The organism is Amycolatopsis sp. cmx-4-54, assembly GCF_046548895.1.
Classification (GTDB): Bacteria; Actinomycetota; Actinomycetes; order Mycobacteriales; family Pseudonocardiaceae; genus Amycolatopsis.
Window position 1 is genome coordinate 146,564 of sequence record NZ_JAEBEJ010000002.1, and the last position, 18,260, is coordinate 164,823.

Annotated in this window: 19 protein-coding genes; 3 read left to right on the forward strand and 16 right to left on the reverse strand. The window is 68.6% G+C overall.

Features of this window, described 5'->3' with window-relative positions:
* Positions 1–45: 45 nt before the first annotated feature.
* The 4 genes from ACLJQ7_RS05895 to ACLJQ7_RS05910 are packed head-to-tail and all read right to left on the reverse strand — an operon-like array spanning position 46 to position 3,206.
* Complete coding sequence (locus tag ACLJQ7_RS05895; RefSeq protein ID WP_410647129.1) at positions 46–1,443, reverse strand: AMP-binding protein; 1,398 nt, start codon at positions 1,441–1,443, stop codon at positions 46–48.
* The gene (locus ACLJQ7_RS05900; RefSeq protein WP_410647130.1) at positions 1,443–2,198 is read right to left on the reverse strand and encodes an SDR family NAD(P)-dependent oxidoreductase; all 756 of its coding nucleotides are present in this window, start codon (positions 2,196–2,198) and stop codon (positions 1,443–1,445) included. The genes ACLJQ7_RS05895 and ACLJQ7_RS05900 overlap by 1 nt, the downstream gene beginning before the upstream one ends.
* Positions 2,198–2,464 carry an acyl carrier protein gene (locus ACLJQ7_RS05905; protein ID WP_410647131.1) on the reverse strand — a complete coding sequence of 89 codons (267 nt, stop codon included), beginning with the start codon at positions 2,462–2,464 and terminating at the stop codon, positions 2,198–2,200. The genes ACLJQ7_RS05900 and ACLJQ7_RS05905 overlap by 1 nt, the downstream gene beginning before the upstream one ends.
* A gap of 10 nt (positions 2,465–2,474) precedes the next feature.
* Positions 2,475–3,206: a UDP-N-acetylglucosamine acyltransferase gene (locus ACLJQ7_RS05910; protein ID WP_410647132.1), complete on the reverse strand. Its 732-nt coding sequence runs from the start codon at positions 3,204–3,206 to the stop codon at positions 2,475–2,477.
* 158 nt (positions 3,207–3,364) lie between these two features.
* On the opposite strand from ACLJQ7_RS05910, the gene ACLJQ7_RS05915 reads away from it, so the two are divergent.
* Entirely contained in the window at positions 3,365–4,471 is a 1,107-nt protein-coding gene (locus ACLJQ7_RS05915; protein WP_410647133.1) for a DegT/DnrJ/EryC1/StrS family aminotransferase, read from the forward strand.
* Positions 4,468–5,427 (forward strand): Gfo/Idh/MocA family protein, encoded by a 960-nt coding sequence (locus ACLJQ7_RS05920; RefSeq protein WP_410647134.1) that lies wholly within the window; start codon positions 4,468–4,470, stop codon positions 5,425–5,427. The genes ACLJQ7_RS05915 and ACLJQ7_RS05920 overlap by 4 nt, the downstream gene beginning before the upstream one ends.
* Before the next feature lie 26 nt (positions 5,428–5,453).
* Here ACLJQ7_RS05920 and ACLJQ7_RS05925 read toward each other — a convergent pair whose 3' ends face one another.
* The 10 genes from ACLJQ7_RS05925 to ACLJQ7_RS05970 all read right to left on the reverse strand — a co-directional run bounded on the left by ACLJQ7_RS05925 (position 5,454) and on the right by ACLJQ7_RS05970 (position 14,107).
* Positions 5,454–6,197: a hypothetical protein gene (locus ACLJQ7_RS05925; RefSeq protein ID WP_410647135.1), complete on the reverse strand. Its 744-nt coding sequence runs from the start codon at positions 6,195–6,197 to the stop codon at positions 5,454–5,456.
* Complete coding sequence (locus tag ACLJQ7_RS05930; protein ID WP_125679130.1) at positions 6,194–6,703, reverse strand: SigE family RNA polymerase sigma factor; 510 nt, start codon at positions 6,701–6,703, stop codon at positions 6,194–6,196. Before ACLJQ7_RS05930 ends, ACLJQ7_RS05925 begins: the two co-directional genes overlap by 4 nt.
* A 68-nt stretch (positions 6,704–6,771) precedes the next feature.
* Positions 6,772–8,157, reverse strand: coding sequence for a hypothetical protein (locus tag ACLJQ7_RS05935; RefSeq protein ID WP_410647136.1), 1,386 nt, complete (start codon positions 8,155–8,157; stop codon positions 6,772–6,774).
* A gap of 91 nt (positions 8,158–8,248) precedes the next feature.
* Positions 8,249–8,821 (reverse strand): copper resistance protein CopC, encoded by a 573-nt coding sequence (locus ACLJQ7_RS05940; protein ID WP_410647137.1) that lies wholly within the window; start codon positions 8,819–8,821, stop codon positions 8,249–8,251.
* 79 nt (positions 8,822–8,900) lie between these two features.
* Complete coding sequence (locus ACLJQ7_RS05945; protein WP_410647138.1) at positions 8,901–9,476, reverse strand: Uma2 family endonuclease; 576 nt, start codon at positions 9,474–9,476, stop codon at positions 8,901–8,903.
* Positions 9,477–9,712: 236 nt separating this feature from the next.
* Positions 9,713–9,844: a hypothetical protein gene (locus ACLJQ7_RS05950; RefSeq protein WP_410647139.1), complete on the reverse strand. Its 132-nt coding sequence runs from the start codon at positions 9,842–9,844 to the stop codon at positions 9,713–9,715.
* A 359-nt stretch (positions 9,845–10,203) separates the two neighbouring features.
* Positions 10,204–10,830, reverse strand: coding sequence for an acyltransferase (locus ACLJQ7_RS05955; protein ID WP_410647140.1), 627 nt, complete (start codon positions 10,828–10,830; stop codon positions 10,204–10,206).
* The gene (locus ACLJQ7_RS05960; protein WP_410647141.1) at positions 10,817–12,013 is read right to left on the reverse strand and encodes a glycosyltransferase family 4 protein; all 1,197 of its coding nucleotides are present in this window, start codon (positions 12,011–12,013) and stop codon (positions 10,817–10,819) included. Before ACLJQ7_RS05960 ends, ACLJQ7_RS05955 begins: the two co-directional genes overlap by 14 nt.
* Before the next feature lie 26 nt (positions 12,014–12,039).
* The gene (locus tag ACLJQ7_RS05965) at positions 12,040–12,969 is read right to left on the reverse strand and encodes an NAD-dependent epimerase/dehydratase family protein (protein ID WP_410647142.1); all 930 of its coding nucleotides are present in this window, start codon (positions 12,967–12,969) and stop codon (positions 12,040–12,042) included.
* A 7-nt stretch (positions 12,970–12,976) separates the two neighbouring features.
* A complete protein-coding gene (locus ACLJQ7_RS05970) occupies positions 12,977–14,107 on the reverse strand; it encodes a DegT/DnrJ/EryC1/StrS family aminotransferase (RefSeq protein WP_410647143.1) in 1,131 nt (376 codons plus the stop codon).
* Positions 14,108–14,232: 125 nt separating this feature from the next.
* Between ACLJQ7_RS05970 and ACLJQ7_RS05975 the strand changes: the two genes are divergently transcribed.
* Positions 14,233–17,355 carry a BTAD domain-containing putative transcriptional regulator gene (locus tag ACLJQ7_RS05975; protein ID WP_410647144.1) on the forward strand — a complete coding sequence of 1,041 codons (3,123 nt, stop codon included), beginning with the start codon at positions 14,233–14,235 and terminating at the stop codon, positions 17,353–17,355.
* Here the strand turns inward: ACLJQ7_RS05975 and ACLJQ7_RS05980 are convergent.
* Positions 17,352–18,020: a hypothetical protein gene (locus tag ACLJQ7_RS05980; protein ID WP_410647145.1), complete on the reverse strand. Its 669-nt coding sequence runs from the start codon at positions 18,018–18,020 to the stop codon at positions 17,352–17,354. The two genes, ACLJQ7_RS05975 and ACLJQ7_RS05980, sit on opposite strands and share 4 nt — an antisense overlap.
* Entirely contained in the window at positions 18,017–18,235 is a 219-nt protein-coding gene (locus ACLJQ7_RS05985) for a hypothetical protein (RefSeq protein ID WP_410647146.1), read from the reverse strand. Before ACLJQ7_RS05985 ends, ACLJQ7_RS05980 begins: the two co-directional genes overlap by 4 nt.
* Between the last annotated feature and the right edge of the window lie 25 nt (positions 18,236–18,260).

The window sequence follows — 18,260 nt, forward strand, 5'->3', positions numbered from 1 at the left end:
CTGTGTACGAGCGCGCTCTGTGGTCGGCTCGTGTGCCGCGGCTACTCATACCTTGGCCTCCAGCGACCGGTAGTCGATCTTGCCGCTGGCCAGCAGCGGCACGATGTCGCATGCGCGGACGTCGAACCCGCTGGTGTGCAGGTGCAGCCGCTCGGACAGCGCCTTCGCGGCGTCCTTGCAGATGTCCTTGTCTGCGCCCTCGGCGAACAGGACGACCTTGTCCCCGGCCGGGACGGCGGCCACGACGTCGATCCCCACCGAGGCGGAACGCACGGCGTGCTCGAGATCATCCAGGCTGACCCGGTTGCCGAAGACCTTGCCGATCCGCTTGAGGCGCCCGGTGATGTAGAGGAACCCGTCCTCGTCGAGGTACCCGAGGTCGCCGGTGGCCAGCACGCCGCCGTATTCGTCGCCCGCGGCCAGCCCCGCCTCGTCCTCGGCGTAGCCCATCATCACGTTGGGCCCGCGGTAGACGACCTCGCCGACGATCTTCGGATGCGTGGTTTCGGAACCGTCCTCGCGCCGGATCGCGAACGAGCCACCGGGCAGCGCGGGCCCGGCCGAACCGAGCTTCTCGGCGAGCCGTTCCGCCGGGACGGTGGTCATTCGCGGGGCGGCTTCGGTCTGCCCGTACATCACGAACATCCGCCCGCCGACCTCGCGGATCTTGTCGTTGAACTGAGCGACCAGGTCGTCGCGGAGCTTGCCGCCCGCCTGGGTCAGCGTGCGCAGCGTCGGATACTTCGCCGGGTCGAACTTGAGGCGCCGCAACATCTCGTAGTGGTACGGAACGCCCGCGAGCGAGGTGACCTTGTGCTCGTTGACCGCGTCCCAGAATCCGCGCCCGAGCACGCCCGAAGGCTCGATGACCACGGTCGCGCCGCGGACGAGATGCGAGTTCAACACGGAGAGGCCATAGCTGTAGTGCAGTGGGAGACTGGTCGGCGCGATCTCGTGACGGTCGATGCCGAGCACCCGCGCGATCGCGTCGGCGTTCGCGTAAACAGCATCGCGCGCGAGCCGGACCAGCTTCGGGTTGCCGGTGGAACCGCTGGTCGGCAGCAGGACCGCGAGGTGCGGATGCGGCTCGACGCCCTCGGCGGACTTCCGGACCCAGTGGCTGTCGGAAACGCCGTACCCCTCGGGTGCGGGCGCGTCCGGCGCGGACAGCACGGCGGCCGGGCGGAAACGCTCGATGAGCCCCGCCAGGACGTCGGCGTCCAGCGCCGGGTCGATCAACGCGATCGCGCGGCCCGCCTCGAACGCGCCGAGGTAGTTCAGGACGCTTTCGAGGTCCACCGACATGCGCGCGAACAGCGCGCCCGGCGGCAGCAGCGACAACGCGGTACCCACGCGGGTGACCTCGGTGTCGAGTTCCTCGCCCTCGAGCGTCCTGCCGCTCGTGACGTCGATCAGTCGCGCACCCACACCCAGAAGGGTCATTAGAGAACTAATCCTCCATCGATGCCCAGCACCTGCCCGGTGATGAACGAAGCGTCATCACTGACGAGGAACCGGATCGCCTTCGCCACGTCTTCGGGCGTGCCGAGCCGCCCGAGCGGGGTCTTGCCGATGTTCTCGGCCTTGGCGTCGTCGGTCAGGCCCGAGGTCAGGTCGGTGTCGATGACACCAGGCGCCACCGCGTTGACCCGGATGCCGGACCGGCCGAGTTCCTTCGCGGCCGAACGCGCGATGTTCGCCACCGCCGCCTTCGAGGCCGCATACACCGTTTGACCAGCGCTTCCGTGCTCGCCGACGATCGATGCGAGAACGACGATCGCGCCAGCGCTTGTGCCTCTATCGCCGGCGGGCGAGGCTTTCTTCCGCATCATCGCCCTGGCGGCGGCCTGGACGGTGTGCAGCGTGCCGGCGACGTTGGTGCTCAGCGTGGTGTCGACCAGCTCCTCGCGGATCATGCCGAGGAGCGCGTCCTCCATGATCCCGGCGTTGGCGACCACGATGTCGAGCTTGCCGTGCTCCTTGGCCACGCCGCGGACCAGCGTCGACACGGCCTTGGCGTCGGTGACGTCCAGCGCGAGCCCGCTCGCGGCCCCCACCGCGGCCGCCGCTTCCTTGGCCTTCGCCTCGTCGCGGCCGGTCAGGACGACGGTGGCGCCCGCCTCGGCGAGCGCCCGCGCGGTGGCCAGCCCGATCCCCCGGGTGCCCCCGGTGACCAGGGCGACCTTTCCGTCCAGCATCACTTGTTCTGCAGGTCGGTCACCATGTCGACGGCGACCTTGAAGCTGGACATGTCGATCACCTGATCGGTGTCGAATTCCACGTCGAACTCGTCCTCGATGGCCGCGACCAGCGACATGTGACCGACCGAGTCCCAGGCTTCGATGTCGCGGTATTTGAGGTTTTCGACGTCGACATCGCCATCGAGGTCCAGCGCCTCGACGAAGACCTCACGCAGCTTGCCGGGGACATCCGGCCTCGCGGCCTGAGCGTTGGACACTGCCATCTGTTGACTCCTAGTGCTCGTCGCGTGGACGGGCGTCCCACGCCTTCACCAAGGTAGAGAGGTCGCCGGGCAGCCGGTCGGCCAGCCCGTCCTCAGGGAGACCGGCCTTACCCTTCAGCCACGGTCCCAGTGCCTCGATGGTGGCCTCGTCCAGCCCACGGCGGGACAGCCCGACGGTATTGACGCCTGTCACCCGTGCGGGGTTGCCGACGGCGATGGTGAACGCACCCACTTCCTTGCGGACCGCGGAGCTCATCCCGACCATCGCGCCGGGGCCGACCACGACCCGTTGGTGCAGGATCGCGCCCATGCCCAGGTTCGCCCCGGACCAGATGTGGCAGTGGCCGCCGGTGATGACGTTCGAAGCGACCGTGACTGCGTCCTCGACGACGCAGTCGTGGGCGATGTGGGAGCCGCGCAGGAAGTAGCCGCCGTCACCGATGCCGGTGGTGCGCCAGGTGCCCTGGTGGACGCTGACGTACTCGCGGATCCGGTTCCGGCTGCCGATGACGACGCCGTGGCCGTCGTGATCGGGATCACCGTTCGGCGCGGACTCCCAGGCGGCCGGGTGCTCGCGGCCGCGGTCCTCACCCGGGGTCCCGATGGTCGCGTGCGGGCCGATCCAGTTGCCGTCGCCGATGCGCGTGGGACCCACGATGACGGTGAACGGTCCGATGACGTTGTCCTCGCCGAGCTCGACACCCTCGCCGATGACTGCTGTCGGGTGGATGCGGTTCACCACGTGAGATCCGTTCGTTGTGGCTGGGAGGCAGCCTGGGGTAATGGGCGCTTCGGCGGTCCCGGTAACGTGTGGCCCGCGCCAGCGCGGGCAGCCGGGCGCAGAAACGGCAGCTCACCGTACCGGACGCACCTGAACGCCCCGTCGAGAGAGACTTGCAGATGATCCCCATCACCGTGGTCGACGTCCGTGACGCGGAGGACCTCGTCGTCGAGGTGCTCCGATCCGGCGTCATCGCACAGGGACCGATGGTCAAGCGCTTCGAGGACGCGTTCGCGAACGTTTCCGGCACCGAACACGCGATCGCCGTCAACAACGGCACCACCGCGCTGGTCGCCGCCATCCAGGCGCTCGACCTGCGGCCGGGTGACGAGGTCATCACCTCGCCGTTCACCTTCGTGGCGACACTGAACGCGATCCTGGAAGCCGGCGCGACCGTCCGCTTCGCCGACATCCGGCGCGACGACTTCGCGATCGACCCGGACGCCGTGGCCGCGGCGATCACCGACCGCACCAAGGTCCTCATGCCCGTGCACCTCTACGGGCAGACCGCGGACATGGGCAAGCTCGCGCCGCTGGCCGCCGAGCACGGGCTCCAGATCATCGAGGACTCGGCGCAGGCCGTCGGCGCGTCGTTCCAGGGCAAGCAGGCCGGCTCCTTCGGCATCGGCTGCTTCTCCTTGTACGCCACCAAGAACGTGACCACCGCCGAGGGCGGCGTGATCACCACGGACGACGACAAGCTGGCCGACAGCCTGCGGGTGCTGCGCAACCAGGGCATGCGTGCCCGATACCAGTACGAGGTCGCCGGGCACAACTACCGGATGACCGATCTGCACGCCGCCGTCGGCATCCCGCAACTGGAGAAGCTGGACCAGCTCACCGCAGCCCGCCAGGCCAACGCGAAGCGCCTTACCGATGGTCTCGCCGGCACCCCGGGCCTCGACGTCCCGCGGGCCCTGCCGGGCCGCGAACACGTATGGCACCAATACACCGTGCTGGTCGGCCCGCACGCCTTCCTCTCGCGTGACGAACTCGCCGCCGCACTCACCGAACGCGGCATCGGCAACGGGATCTACTACCCGAAGATCGTCTTCGACTACGACTGCTACCGCAACAACCCGCTGATCCCCGAAGCGAAGGTCGACGACTTCCCGGTGGCCGCTTCCGTGGCCGCGCAGGCGCTTTCCCTGCCGGTGCACCCGTACCTTTCCGAGTCCGACTTGGACACCATCATCGAAACCGTCCGTGAGGCACTCGGCGCATGATCACCCGCAGGATCGCCCTGATCGGCACCGGGAGCATGGGTTCGCTGCACGCCCGTGTCCTCGCCGCGAACGAGCGCGTGGACCTCGTCCGCGTGATCGACCCGCGCGAAGAGGCCGGCCGCAAGGTCGCCGACCGCTACGAAACCCAGTGGACGCCCGAAATCGGCTCACTGTCCGATGTGGACGCCGTCGTGCTCGCTTCGGCCACCGAGGCGCATTACGAGCTGGCGCAGGAAATCCTGGGCCAGGGCAAGCCGATGCTGGTCGAAAAGCCGGTGTGCAACAGCTTCGAATTCTCCCAGGAGATCGTCGAGCTGTCGGCGAAGAAGGAGGTCCCGCTGATGTGCGGGCTCCTGGAGCGCTACAACCCGGCCGTGATGACCGCGCGGGCGCTGGTCAACGAGCCGATCCACCTGATGGCCCGCCGCCACGGCCCGTACGCGCCGCGGATCAAGACCGGTGTCGCGTGGGACCTGCTGGTGCACGACGTCGACCTGGCGATCCAGTTCTTCGGTGGCGCGACCCCGCAGCGGGTCGCCTCCGGCGCGGGCTACTTCCACCCGAGCTCGGTCGAGGGCGCCGAGGACACCATCGAGACGGTGCTGTCGTTCGAGTCCGGGCTCGCCACGGTTTCCGCGTCGCGCCTCGGCCAGCGCAAGGTCCGCTCGCTCTGGGTGTCCGAACTGGACCGCATGATCGAGATCGACCTGCTCCGCCGCGACGTCACCATTTACCGGCACGTCTCGCACGACTCGGTGACCGAGGACGGCCTCGGCTACCGGCAGCAGACCGTCATCGAGATCCCGGAGCTGGTCACCGCGCGCGAGCCGCTCGCGACGCAGCTGGACCGGTTCGTCGACCTGCTCGAAGGCAAGGTCGACGCCGACACCGAGCGGGACCTGATCCTGCCGTCGCACGCCGTCGTCGACCAGGTGCTGACGCAGGCCGCTGCCTGATCTCTCGCATTCGTCCTCTGGATGCGCTATTTGGTGAGGCGCTGGCCCCTGACGTCGTACGCGATGAGAGGGGTCAGCACGTACGGCGACTCCACCTGGCCCGGATCGAACCAGAAGATGACAATTGACGGGTCCTCGCTCCACGGGACGGCCTTGGCCTCGACCGGTTTCCCGCGGACGGTGCTGGTGATCCGCGCCGCCGGACCCGAGAAGTAGCCGAACACGGGCACGAACGTGCCTCGGATCAGGTCGCCGCCGTCCACGGCGTGGAAGCCGAACGACCGGTCGGATCCCTTGAACTCGTTGGCGGCCAGGAGCGCGTCGTAGTCGCCGGCCCGGTTCCGGTATGCGACCTGCAGGCCGAACCTGACGTCCGGCAGCTGCGGCTCGTCGATCGCGAAGGCGTGGATCACCAGCTCACGGCCGTCTTCGCCCTTGACCCCGAGCGGAATCGCCTCACCGAAAGGCCGCTCCGACGGGGCCTCGGTGACCGTCGGCGCCGGGACAGGTGCCGACGGTGGTGCGGGCGCGGGCGCGCTCGCGGCGGGCGGAAGCGGTTGCTGTTCGGAGGAGGAGCCCTTGAGCGCGACCGCGCCGACGATGACCAGCACTGTCACCACGGCGGCGGCGATCCCGCCCCCGCCGGTCGCGAGGCGGCGGCGACGGCGGATCCGCCTGCCCTTGGTCATGATCGCGCCGAGGTCGGGCTCGGCGAAGTCTTCGGCGGGCGGTTCCCGCAATGCCGAACGCAGCGTCTCGAGGTCGGTCACCGTCCCAGCCCCCCGATCAGTTCCGTTCCGTCCTCCGCGGTGATCCGCAGCTTGGTCAGGGCGCGGGAATTGGTGCTCTTCACGGTGCCGATCGAGACACCCAGTTCGCCGGCCACGTCGGATTCCTTCAAGTCGAAGAAATGCCTGAGCACCACGACGGCTCTCTCCCGGTCTGTGAGCGTACGCAAGGCGTCAAGGAGCCATTTCCGCTGGACAACGGCACCGGCGACGTCCAAGCCGCTCGGCTGCTCGGGAATGTCCTCCGTGGCGTTCTCGCGGATCGGGCGCCGCCAGCCGTCGATGACGTGGTTGACCAGGACCTGCCGCGCGTAGGCGTAAGCGTCCTTGCGGCGTACCCGCGACCAGGCCGCGTACGTCTTGGCGAGCGCGGTCTGGGTGGCGTCCTCGGCCTGATGACGGTCGCTGGTGAGCAGGTAGGCCGCATGCTGAAGACGAGTCGCCGAGTTCCGCACGAACTCGACGAACTCGTCATCGCCGCGAGCCACCCTGGTCCTCATCTCCGTTCGACGGTTGACCACCGGAAAGGTTGCCTCGGCCGCCGACGAAAGGAAGGCTACCTCGGCCCCAGATGCCTCAAGACATCGTCTTTCGGCTCGACCGCGAAGCCGGAACTGAGCCCGATCGGACCGGTGAGCCCGCCCTCGGCCTTGAACCGGATCTTGCCGTCGTCGCCGCGCGCGAAGCCCGCACCGAGCTTCGCCCCGACTCCGACCGACACCTCGGGTTTGACCTTGGTCAGCAACGGCCCCAGGTCCGCCTCGTGTTCCGGGCCCGAGATCTTCGCTCCCAGCAGCGCGGAGGCCTCGAACTCCGGGATCAACATCTTCGAGAACTTCAGTTCGAGCTTCCCGTCGACACCGACGCTGTATTCGCCGCCGGCGGTCCCGTCCGGGAGATACCAGGTTCCCTGCGCATAGAACCGGTGGCCTTCGATCGAGAAGATCTTCCCCTTGCCATCGAAGCCTTCGACCTTCAGTTCGGTGCTGTTCGGGGTGATCGCGTCGTTGAACGCCTTGACGACGGGTTCGAGGTACTTCATGGCCATCTTGCAGCCGTCGTTGCACCAGGACGGGGCGACGACGTCGTAGTCGCCCCACGGCGGCGGCGTCGCCTGCTTCTTGAGACTCACCGGTTTGACGGTCGGGACCGAGGTCGCCGTCACCGGGCGGACCGTCGGGGCCACCGTGGCGGCGCGGACGGGCTGGATCGCGGGTTCGGGCTCTGGCTCCGGCTCTGCGGCGGGCTCGGGCTCGGGCTCGCGGTGGACCGGTTTGGTGTCGGCTCGATCGTCGTCCTCGGCTTCGGCCCTGTTGGGATCCTTGCGGTCTTTTTTGTCGTCCTTCTTGTCGTCGTCGCGGTCTTTTTTGTCGTCGCCTTTTTTGTCGTCCTTCTTGTTCTCTTTCTTGTCGTCGTCGCGGTCCTTCTTGTCGTCTCGCTTTTTGTCGTCTTTCTTGTCGTCGTCGCGGTCCTTCTTGTCCTCCCGCTTCTTGTCGTCTTTCTTGTCGTCGTCGCGCTTCTTCTTGTCGTCCCGCTTGTCGTCGTCCTTTTTGTCGCGCTTGCCGTCGTCCTTGTCACGATCCTTGCGGTCGTCCTTCTTCCTTTCCTCCTTGTCGTCGTCGCGATCCTTCTTCTCGTCCTTCTGGGGCTTCTTGTCGTCCGTGTCCGGCCGGACGTGGGTCACCCGCTTCTTCGCCGGCGCCTTCTTCTCCAGCTTCTTCGCCGGCGCCTTCTTCTCCTGCTTCTGAGGCACCGCTGGGCGCAACTCCGCCCTGCCCTCCAACTTCTTGCCGCCGCCGTCCGGTGTGCAACCGCCACCGGTACTCGCGAGCCTCGTGCACGGATCGGCTGTCGCCGCGCCCGCGGCCACCAGGCCGAAGAAAACCGTGAACGCGGCACCTGTCAGTACCTGTCCCACGACTCGGGGTGCGTTTCCCGTCATGCCAACCGTCCTTTCAGCTGGTTGGAGCACCCCACGCTGACAGGAACCGGTTCATCGCCGGTTCAGGGACGATTCATTCCGAACCGGAGACTCAGTCCTTCCGGCGAGTGAACCGGAGCGCGACGACGAGACCGGCCACGACCACGGCGACCGCGAGGACGATCCACACCCAGGACGGCACCAGGTCCTCGGGAGTGGTCTCGCCTGCCTGCGGGGCCGGGGTGGCGCTGCTCGCCGGGACCGGAGCCGGGGCCTGGCTGCTCGGCTGGCTCTGGCTGCTCGGGGCGGCCGCCGGGGCGCTGAGGGTGAACTTCACCGAGCCACTCGCGGCGTGCGAGTCGTCGAAGGTCACCTTGTAGCGGAGGGTGTACTCGCCCGCGGGCCCGACGGCCTTGACCGGCGCCGTGACGACCGTTCCGGCGACCTCTGCGCGGCCGACCGTCCACGACGCATTCTCGGGGCCGGTGATCTGGATCGGGTTGTCGTCGGCGAGGGTGACCGGGCCCGAGAAGGTCAGCTTGATCTGCGTCGGCGGCGTCGCCAGCGAAGCACCCCTCGCCGGGTCACTGCTCTTCAGCTCCGAGTGAGCCAGTGCCGGGGACGCGGCGCCCAGCAGGGCCAACCCGGTGACCAGCAACGACGCGCCGAACCGCTTGAACCTCATCTGACACCCTTCTCACCGGGGGACTCCCCCGTCCGAGCCTAGTAGTCGGCTCGGGAAGCGTGTTGGTTCCGGCTCCTGATCAGGGGCGCTGCGCGTGGCGGGTGGTCAGCGCGTCGAGGTCGAAGGTGAGCGGAGTGCCGTCGAAGTCGAAGCTCGCCTTGCCGGTGTGCTCGCCGAAATTCTCGTATTCGCCATCGATCAGGCGATAGGTGGTCATACTCGCCGGTTCTTCGAGGTCGACGATCCAGTAGTGCTCGATGCCGACTTCGGCGTACTCGGAGAACTTGGTGACCCGGTCGGTGCGGACGGTGCCCTCGGACAGGACCTCGATGACGAGCTGAGCTGCTTCGCCCGGAACACGAGCCGGGCTGCTTTCCATGATCTCCGTTCTCGCGACCACCACGTCGGGGACCCGGACGGTGAGCGGGGCGGTATCGATGATCATCTCGGCCTCGCTCCAGGCGCTGAAGCCAACGGGCAGCTGGTCATGGAGCAGAAAGCCCAAACGCGTGACGGCCCACTGATGGACCAGCAGTGGACGCGGCGACACAACGAGGACCCCTTCAACGACTTCGACCCGGTGTTCCGGGTCCTCTGGCAACGCGGCCCAGTCGTCGAGCGTCAGGAATCGGTGAGGCCACTCCACGACACTCATCGAACTCCTCCTTCGCCGGTGATCACCAGACCATCTTCCCACGGTTGCCCCGAGAACGTATCACCACGGAAAGTAGCGAATCATTACGGTGAGGAGTTGCATGGTCGCAAGATCACCCCACCCTGACCTGGGGCACTCGGAAGGAATTGCCTGGTCACTCGAAACCCGCTGCGGCTACGTTCCCGACGTGCACAGATCGTGGGGAATCCTCACCACCACATGCCTGCTGTTCGCCGTCACGGCTTGCTCCAGCGGCGCCGCGGCAGAGCCCGCCCCGGCTTCGACAGCACCGACGTCGTCATCGAGCAACCGGCCATCAGCGCGGCGCCCAGCACCACGCCACCACCGGCGCCGCTCGCCAAGATCACCGCGGCCTGCCCGGTGCTGAGCCCTACCGAGTTCCTTCAGGTGATCGGGCGATCTGGTCGGCGCCGGCAAGGTCTGTCGGTGCGCCTTCGAGGACCCCAAGGGAAAATACGGGAAATCGGCCGCCTCGCGCCACGATCGACAAGCTCGCGAAGGACTGCAAGAACCGGTCACCCAGCTTTCCGGTGTCGGTGAGCAGGCCTTGTGGTGCAAGATCCCCACCGACGGGCCGGATCTCGACATTCTGGTGAGCGTGGGAAAGCGCAGCCATGGCGAAACACGGGTCGCGACGCTGTACCTGTACGAGACCAGAACCGACGTCTACTCGCCGCTGGCGAAGCTGATGGCCGACCGGCTCTAGCTACTCCGTGAAGTCGCCCGCGGGGGCGCCCCAAGATCCGGACGCGTCGCCGCGCTCCTCCGCCAGCGCCCGCCGCCGCGCGTTCTCGGCGCGGACACGCTCCACTTCGGACTGGATGTACTCGTCGTCGTACTTCTGGAACACGCGCGCGGGGTTGCCCGCGACCAGGGTGCGGGGCGGGACGTCCTTGGCGACCACGGAATTCGGCTGCACGGTGGCGAAATCGCCGATCGTGACGCCCGCCATGATCACCACGAGGCCGCCGATGAAGCAGCCTTTGCCGATCTTCACGGGTTTGCGCTCGATGAGGTCGCTGCCGGAGTGGTTCTGCAGCGTCATGTTCGCGAGCCAGCTGGAATGCGTGAAGATCAGCGTATTGAGCCCGATGCTGGTGTGCTCGCCGATCTCCAGCCCGCCGCTCGCGTCGAGCGCGGCGCCTTCGCCGATCCAGCAGTGTTCGCCGATCTTCAGGTTCTCCGGGCTGATGATCTTGACCCGTTCGCGGACCCTCGTCGACTCCGGCAGCCCGTAGAACCGGGCGCGCTCGGCGTCGTTCATGTACTGCGAGACGAGTTCGGTCAGGATCTGCGGGCGCAGCCGGTTGCTGCGCTCGTCATCGAAGAACATCGGCCTCGGTCACCAGTTTCTCGAAGGTACGCAGGTGTTCTTCGGCGACGACGTCGAGGCCGAAGTTGGCCCGCACCATCGCGCTTTCCCGCTGTGCCACCAAAGCCCGCTTCTCGGGGTCGTCGAGCAGGTCGATGACGGTGTTCGCCACCGCCTCGCTGTCGTCCGGCCGCACCAGCAGGATGTTCTCGCCGTTGCGCAGTTCGATGCCCGGGTAGTTGTCCTCGGTGACCGACGCGATGGTCGCGGTGCCCGAAAGCATCGCCTCCAGCGACGCGGTGCCGCAGCCGCCGTTGAGGTCGTGCGTCACGATGTCGGCGGCGGCGAAGTACGCGGGGACGTCGGCCTTCGGCACGGCACCGGTGACGACGATGGCGTCCGCGACGCCGAGTTCTTCCGCCCGCTTGAGGAAGACGTCGTGGTAGACGCGCCCGACGACGACCACCTTCACGCCGGGGTGCTTGTCCAAAATGGACGGAAGCGCCTCGACGAGCGGGAGCCGGTTGCGCAGCGGGATCACGTGCCCGAGCGAGACGATCACCGGGCCGTCGCCGAGTCCGTGCTCCGCCCGGACGTCGAGCGTCAGTGGCTTCTCGAAGTTCCCCGTGTCGACGGCGATCGGGAAGTAGTCCGAGTTCGTGTCGCTGGTGCCGTAGCGCTCGACGCAGTAGTCGACGCCGAGCTTGTCGAGGATGACGTAGCGCGGCTTGAGGTAGCGCAGGATCGGGTTCACCAGCACGCTGTCCAGGAACCGGAACACGCCGCCGTACAGCTTGTTGTCGCTGATCAGCAGCGTGTGGATGGTCAGCAGCATCGGCAGCTTGTGCCGCCGCGCGTACAGCCCGGCCAGCCACGACAGGTCGAAGAACTGCCCGTGCAGGTGGATCGCGTCGGGTTTGAACTCGTCCAGCAGCTTCCACAGCCGCCGCCAGTTCCCCGGCCGCAACGAGGCGAAGCTCATGTCGAAGTCGATCGACAGGCCCAGCTGCGGCATCTTCACCGCGGGCAGGCGGACGACGCGGTAGCCGTCCTTCGTCTCGTCGGCCGGGGCGTCGGCGTAGGCCGCGGTGATCGCGAGCACCTCGTGCCCGCGCGCCGCGTACTGCTCGGCCAGGGACGCCGCCATATGCGCGCTTCCGCCCACCCTCGGCGGGAAGAAGTTGTTCACGACCGCGATGCGCATGGCGCGGTTCTTCCCTGGCCCGGCGGTCACTCCGAAGCCTTCACCAGTTCGCGCATGCCCTCTTCCACGGTGATCTTCGGCTCCCAGCCGAGGACCTCGCGGGCACGGGTGATGTCCGCGGCGCGGCGCGAGACCAGCACCTCCCGCTCGTTGAACTGCGGCTCGACGTCGACGCCGACGGCGTCGATGAGGATCCGCGCCAGCGTCGCGATGGAGGTGTCGATCCCGGTGCCGATGTTGATCGGCAGGTTCGCCTGCTCCGACTCGAGCGCCGCGACGACGGCGCGGGCCAGGTCCGTGACGTGCACGAAGTCCATCGACTGGTCGCCGCGGCCGTCGATGATCGGCGGCTGGCCGGCGCGCAGGCGCTGGATGAAGTGGTTGATCACCGACGTGTAGTAGGCCTCGATCTTCTGGCCGGGGCCGTACACGTTGAAGAACCGCAAAGCGTTCCAGGACAGGCCCTTGGTGCGCTCGTAGAAGCCGAGCATGTCCTCGCCCGCGCGCTTCGAGATGCAGTACGGCGTGAGCGGCTTGAGCTCGTCGTCCTCGTGCATCGGCAGCCGCTTCGGGTCGCCGTAGACGGACGCGGTCGAGGCGAACACGACCCGCTCGACACCCTCGTCCGCCGCGGCGGCGAAGACGTTGTGGTTGCCGACCATGTTGATGTCGATGGACTCGTGCGGGTCCGCGACCGACTTGTTGATCGACACGGTGGCGAAGTGGATGACGTGCGTGCAGCCGCGCATGGCCTCGCGCACGGCGCCGCCGTAGCGCACGTCCTTCTCGACCAGTTCGACCTTGCCGGTGGCGACGAACTCGTTGATCCGGGCGCGGTCGCCGCGGGTCATGTTGTCGAAGACGCGGACGGTGTAACCGCCGTCGATCAGCATCGGGATGACGTGCGCGGCGATGAAACCGCCGCCCCCGGTGAAGAGGACCTTCTTGTCGGGCATTTCTCTCCTAGCTCGGCAGTGCGGCGCTGACGGTCCCGATGACCCGGTCGACCTGGGCATCGGTGAGGTTGGCGTGCATCGGGATGGCGAGATGACGGGCGAAGAGGTCCGCCGAAACCGGCAAGGTCTGCTTCTTGCCGTAGATGGGCTGGAGGTGCGAGGCGTACGTGCCGAAGTTGCACTGCACGCCCTGCTCGCGGATTCGCAGCGCGAGCGCGTCGCGGTCGATCTCCGGGGCCACGGTGAGGATGTAGGCCTGCCACGGGTGTTCGCGGTCCGGCAGTTCGACCGGGACGTCGAGACCGGGCAGGTTCTCAAAGGCCTCGTGGTAGCGCTTGGCCACCGAACGGCGGGCCGAGAGCAGCTCCGGGAGGCGGTCCAGCTGGACGTTCATGATCGCGGCCTGCACGTCCGAGAGCCGGAAGTTGTAGCCCAGCTCGTGGAACTCCGGGATCGGCAAGGCGCCGGAACCCTCGCGGGTGATGGCGGGCTCGATGCCGTAAGTGTGCAGCTTGCGCGCGTGCGCGATGAGGTCTTCGCGGTCCGAGACCAGCGCGCCGCCCTCGCCCGCGGTGATGCCCTTGCGGCCGTGGAAGGAAAACGCGGCCAAATCGGCGAGGCTGCCCGCTGGGCGGGATTTGTACGTCGCGCCCGCGGCGCAGGCGGCGTCCTCGAACAGCCACAGGCCGTGCTTGTCGGCGATGGCGCGGTATTCGTCGAAGTCACCGGGCTGCCCGGCGACGTCGACGGCGAGGATGCCGACCGTGCGCGGGGTGATCAAGGCTTCGATCGACGCGGGGTCGGCGCTCCACACGTCCGGGTGAATGTCGGCGAACACCGGCGTCGCACCCGCCTGGAGCACGGCGTGGCCGGTGGCGGGGAACGTGTAGTCGCCGACGATGACCTCGTCACCCGGCTTCACGCCGAGCACACGCAGCCCGAGGAAAAGTGCCGAGCCACAGTTGCTGGTGGTCAGGGCGTGCGCGGTGCCGACGGTCTTCGCGAAGCGTTCTTCGAAGCGGCGGCAAGCGGGGCCGGCACCGGCCAGCCAGCCGGACCGGAAGACCTCCGCCACGGCGGCGAGTTCTTCGTCGCCGACGGTCGGCTGACCGAGGACTACGGGTTCCTGCTCAGACATTCTTCCTACCCTCTCCCGTAGCCCTCTCCCATTGCGTGGGGACCCGGCGAAGTGTATAGACGCCGATCGGCGTAGTTCGGGCGGGCTGGATCCGACCAGGTCAACAACGCCCTAGTCTTTAGGCCATGCGATTCGGCGTTCTGGGGGCGACGGAGGTGCGCCGCGAGGACGGCACCGCTGTTCCGATCGGCGGGCCCAGGGTCCGGACGCTGTTCGCGTTGCTCGCGCTGGAGGCGGGCCGAGTCGTCCCGGCGGAGCGTCTCATCGACGGTCTCTACGGTGAGCAGCCACCCGAAGGCGTGTCGAACGCGCTGCAATCACAGGTCTCCCGGCTGCGCGGCGCGCTCAAGGAACTCGCGCCCGTCGAGTTCAGCCCGGCGGGCTATCGGCTCGCCGTGGAACCCGACGACGTCGACGTGCACCGGTTCGAGCGGTTCGCCGCCGAGGGACGGCGTGCTCTCGCGGCGGGAGATGCCGCGAAGGCGGCGGAGCTGCTTCGCGACGCTCTCGGGCTCTGGCGTGGCCCGGCCTTCGCGGACATCACCGACGCGCCGTTCCGCGATCCGCAGGTCACCAGGCTGAACGAGCTGAAGACGTCGGCGATCGAGGACCGCGTCGAGGCCGAGCTCAGGCTGGGAAAGCGCGAAGACGTCCTCGCCGAGCTTCGCGAGGTCATCGACGAGCAGCCGTTGCGGGAACGTCCCCGCGCGTTGCTGATCCGCGCGTTGCACGCCGCGGGACGCCACGCCGACGCGCTCACCGCGTTCGAGGACGCCCGCCGCGTCCTCGCCGACGAACTCGGCGCGGATCCCGGGCCGGATCTCGCCGCCGCGCATCTGGCCGTGCTTCGCGGGGAGACGCCGCCGGTCAAGCCAGCGCCCATCGAAACCACACCGCTCCCCGCCCAGCTGACCAGTTTCATCGGCCGCGAAGGCGACCTCCGGCATGTGCTCGGCAGGCTGGACGGCTCGCGGCTGGTGACGCTGACCGGCCCCGGCGGTGCGGGCAAGACGCGGCTGGCCATCGAGACCGCGGCCGCGATGGACCTCCCGGCAGTCTTCGTCGAACTGGCGCCCTACACCGAAGACGCGGACGTCGCCCACGCCGTGCTGACCGCCCTCGGCCTGCGGACGGTCCCGCTCGGGACGGTCACCGCCCCGGTGGAGAACGCGCCGCTGGAACGGCTGATCGACGCGCTGGCCGACCGGGCGGTCCTGCTGGTGCTCGACAACTGCGAGCATCTGATCGAGGCCGCCGCGAAGCTGGCCGCCCGGTTGCTGGGCGCGGCCCCCGCGCTGCGAATTCTCGCCACCAGCCGTGAACCGCTGGGCATCACCGGCGAGGTCGTCTCCCCCGTGCCGCGGCTCGCCGTGCCACCGCCGGGCACGCCGCCCGCCCGGTCGCTGGAGTTCGCCGCGGTCCGCCTGTTCGCCGACCGCGCGCGAGCGGGCGATCCGGGCTTCGCGGTCGACGACGACACCGCGGGCGACGTCCAGCGTGTCTGCGCCGCGCTCGACGGGCTGCCGCTGGCCATCGAGCTCGCCGCCGCGCGGGTGCGGACCCTGCCGGTCGGCGAGATCGCCGCCCGGCTGGACGACCGGTTCGGGTTGCTCTCGCGGGGCAGCCGGGTCGCCGAAAGCCGTCATCGCACGCTGCGCGCCGTCGTCGAGTGGAGCTGGGATCTGCTCGACGACGACGAACGCCTGCTCGCCAGGCGGCTGACCGTCTTCGCGGGCGGCACGACCCTGGCCGACGCCGAAGCGGTCTGCGCCGTGCCGGACATCGCGGAACTGCTTCCGTCCCTTGTGGACAGATCACTGGTCGAGCGCGCCGGGCACCGGTATCGGATGCTCGAAACCATCCGGGCCTTCTTCGCCGGAAAACTCACCGAAGCGGGCGAAACCGAGCGGTTGCGGCGCGCGCACGCCGAGCATTTCCTCGCCCTCGCCGAAGAAGCCGACCCGATGCTGCGCACCGGCGACCAGCTGGTCTGGCTTGATCGGCTCGACGCCGCCTACGACGATTTCCTGGCCGCGCTGCGCTGGGCCGCCGAGTCCGACGTGCGGATCGCGCTGAGGCTTTCGGCGTCGCTGGTGACGTACTGGTGGATGCGGGGCCGCCGCTTCGAGGGTTCGACGCTGTGCTTGGAAGTGGTCAAACGGCTCGGGGAGCGGGCGCCGGACGGCCTCGAAGAGGAGTACCAGCTCAGCGTGCTCACCGCGGCCGCGGGACTGCGGGGTCACGAGGCGCTCGACCGGCACTTGCCGTTGGTGGACGACCTCATGCTGAGCCTCGCCAAGGCGCCCCGAAACCCGGCACTACTGCTGTTGATGGGTGTCGTGTCCGGCCCGCCCGGTGACGACGACGCGCTGGTCAAACGCAGCCGGGCGCTGCTGGCGAACAGCGATGCCTGGAGTCTCGCCCTCGCGCCGACCGGTTACGGCCTTCGCGCGCTGATGCAGGGCGAACTCGAAACGGCGGAAGAATTCCTGATCGAAGGAGCGCAGGCGTTCCGTTCGATCGGGGAACGCTGGGGCCTTTCGATGGCCCTCGACCATCTGTCCCAGATCCTGATCTGGACGAACAGGCAGGCCGAAGCGCTCGAAACGATGAACGAGGCCCTGCGGCTGATGCGGGAACTCGGCGCGTCCGACGACAACGCGGACCTGCTGTGCCGTCGCGGCGGCAGCAAGCTGCTCCACGGCGACGCGGCGGGCGCGCGGGCGGATTTCGAACTCGCCATCGAGATCGCGCGCCGCGCCGGGATGCCCGAAAGCCGGGCGGCCGGATACGTCGGGTTGTCGTTCCTCGCCCGGCACGAGGGCGATCTGGCGGCGGCCCGCGCGTTGAGCGAACGTGCGCTCGCGGAGTGTTCCGGTGGTTCGTTCGCGGCAGAAGGAGTGCGCGCCGGCGCGAAGATCTCCCTCGGCTGGGTCCTGGCCGCCGAGGGCGACGTCGACGGGGCCGAGAAACTGCACCGGCTCGCGCTGGTCTCGGCGGACCGCTGGCACGACAGCACCACCATGGCCTGCGCCGTCGAGGGTCTCGCCGGGGTCGCGCTGGTGCGGGGCGACGCCGAGCGGGCGGCGGTCCTGATCGGCGCGGCGGTGACCATCCGGGGCACCCCGTTCGCCGTCGATCTGGACGCCGCCCTGCTCAGGACGACCGTGCGGGAGCGGCTCGGCGACGACTTCGACCGGGCCTACCGCCGTGGGCTCGGCCTGCGGGGCGCCGCTCAGCTGGCCTAAGCGCGGGCCAGCTGCGTGCCCTGCGGCGCGAAGCGGCCGACGGCCTCGGCAAGGAGCCGCTGGTCGAATTCGCTGTCCTGGACCGCGACGTACAGCGGCGCCGCGTCGAGCGGAACGGCGCCGAGCCGGGTCATCCCGGGGCCGACCGGGTCGATGGTGAGCCGGGTGACGTCACGCCACGGCACGACCGTCCGCTCGATCCGGACGCCCACCGCGTCCAGTTCGAAGAGCACCCACTGCCGGTCGTGCAGCGACTTCACGTAACCGATGGCCGCGCAGCCGACGGCGATCGCGATGATCCGCAGCACGCCGGGCCCTTCGAGCGAGCCGACCAAGGCGATGAAGCCGAGGACGACCACGACCATCCCGCTCAGTTTCGCGGCGCCGACCAGTCCCGCGTTCGGTTTGTGCACCCGGAAGCGCACGGCGCGCAGCAAATGCCGGGTGAGCAGCCCGCCACCGATCGCGGCGGCCAGCGCGAGCATCGTCACCACCAGCGAAACCGGGGAGAAGTCGGCAACGACGTTGTAGCCGGCGATCAGCGCGACGAACCCGCCCACGACGGCCAGCATCAGCGCGAGCTTGCCCTTGCGCACGTCCTGCTCGCGGCGTTGGAGGGAGGCCTGGTCGGGTGCGGCGAGGAAGCCGCCGTCGAGGTTCCTCATCGGGCGTCACGCTGCGCTTCGGTAGCCGCGCGGCGCTCGCGCTGGCGGCGGTCGAGGACGTACAGCAGCACGCCGGCGCCGGCGCTCACGGCGGCGTAGAGCAGGTCCTGCAGGCCGTCGTCCGGGTAACCGGTGGAGAACTCGACCATCGCGAGCGCGAGGAAGAGGACGCTGAGGACGGCCCCGCCGATGATGTACACCTTGTTGCTGAGCATGGTTTCCCTCGCTTGTCGTTGCCTG

What these genes read in the sequence shown, in the direction of transcription:
- ACLJQ7_RS05895 (WP_410647129.1), bottom strand. Translation starts at nt 1,443, where the DNA reads ATGACCCTTCTGGGTGTGGGTGCGCGACTGATCGACGTCACGAGCGGC.
- ACLJQ7_RS05900 (WP_410647130.1), bottom strand. Translation starts at nt 2,198, where the DNA reads ATGCTGGACGGAAAGGTCGCCCTGGTCACCGGGGGCACCCGGGGGATC.
- ACLJQ7_RS05905 (WP_410647131.1), bottom strand. Translation starts at nt 2,464, where the DNA reads ATGGCAGTGTCCAACGCTCAGGCCGCGAGGCCGGATGTCCCCGGCAAG.
- ACLJQ7_RS05915 (WP_410647133.1), top strand. Translation starts at nt 3,365, where the DNA reads ATGATCCCCATCACCGTGGTCGACGTCCGTGACGCGGAGGACCTCGTC.
- ACLJQ7_RS05920 (WP_410647134.1), top strand. Translation starts at nt 4,468, where the DNA reads ATGATCACCCGCAGGATCGCCCTGATCGGCACCGGGAGCATGGGTTCG.
- ACLJQ7_RS05935 (WP_410647136.1), bottom strand. Translation starts at nt 8,157, where the DNA reads ATGACGGGAAACGCACCCCGAGTCGTGGGACAGGTACTGACAGGTGCC.
- ACLJQ7_RS05940 (WP_410647137.1), bottom strand. Translation starts at nt 8,821, where the DNA reads ATGAGGTTCAAGCGGTTCGGCGCGTCGTTGCTGGTCACCGGGTTGGCC.
- ACLJQ7_RS05945 (WP_410647138.1), bottom strand. Translation starts at nt 9,476, where the DNA reads ATGAGTGTCGTGGAGTGGCCTCACCGATTCCTGACGCTCGACGACTGG.
- ACLJQ7_RS05955 (WP_410647140.1), bottom strand. Translation starts at nt 10,830, where the DNA reads ATGTTCTTCGATGACGAGCGCAGCAACCGGCTGCGCCCGCAGATCCTG.
- ACLJQ7_RS05960 (WP_410647141.1), bottom strand. Translation starts at nt 12,013, where the DNA reads ATGCGCATCGCGGTCGTGAACAACTTCTTCCCGCCGAGGGTGGGCGGA.
- ACLJQ7_RS05965 (WP_410647142.1), bottom strand. Translation starts at nt 12,969, where the DNA reads ATGCCCGACAAGAAGGTCCTCTTCACCGGGGGCGGCGGTTTCATCGCC.
- ACLJQ7_RS05970 (WP_410647143.1), bottom strand. Translation starts at nt 14,107, where the DNA reads ATGTCTGAGCAGGAACCCGTAGTCCTCGGTCAGCCGACCGTCGGCGAC.
- ACLJQ7_RS05975 (WP_410647144.1), top strand. Translation starts at nt 14,233, where the DNA reads ATGCGATTCGGCGTTCTGGGGGCGACGGAGGTGCGCCGCGAGGACGGC.
- ACLJQ7_RS05980 (WP_410647145.1), bottom strand. Translation starts at nt 18,020, where the DNA reads ATGAGGAACCTCGACGGCGGCTTCCTCGCCGCACCCGACCAGGCCTCC.
- ACLJQ7_RS05985 (WP_410647146.1), bottom strand. Translation starts at nt 18,235, where the DNA reads ATGCTCAGCAACAAGGTGTACATCATCGGCGGGGCCGTCCTCAGCGTC.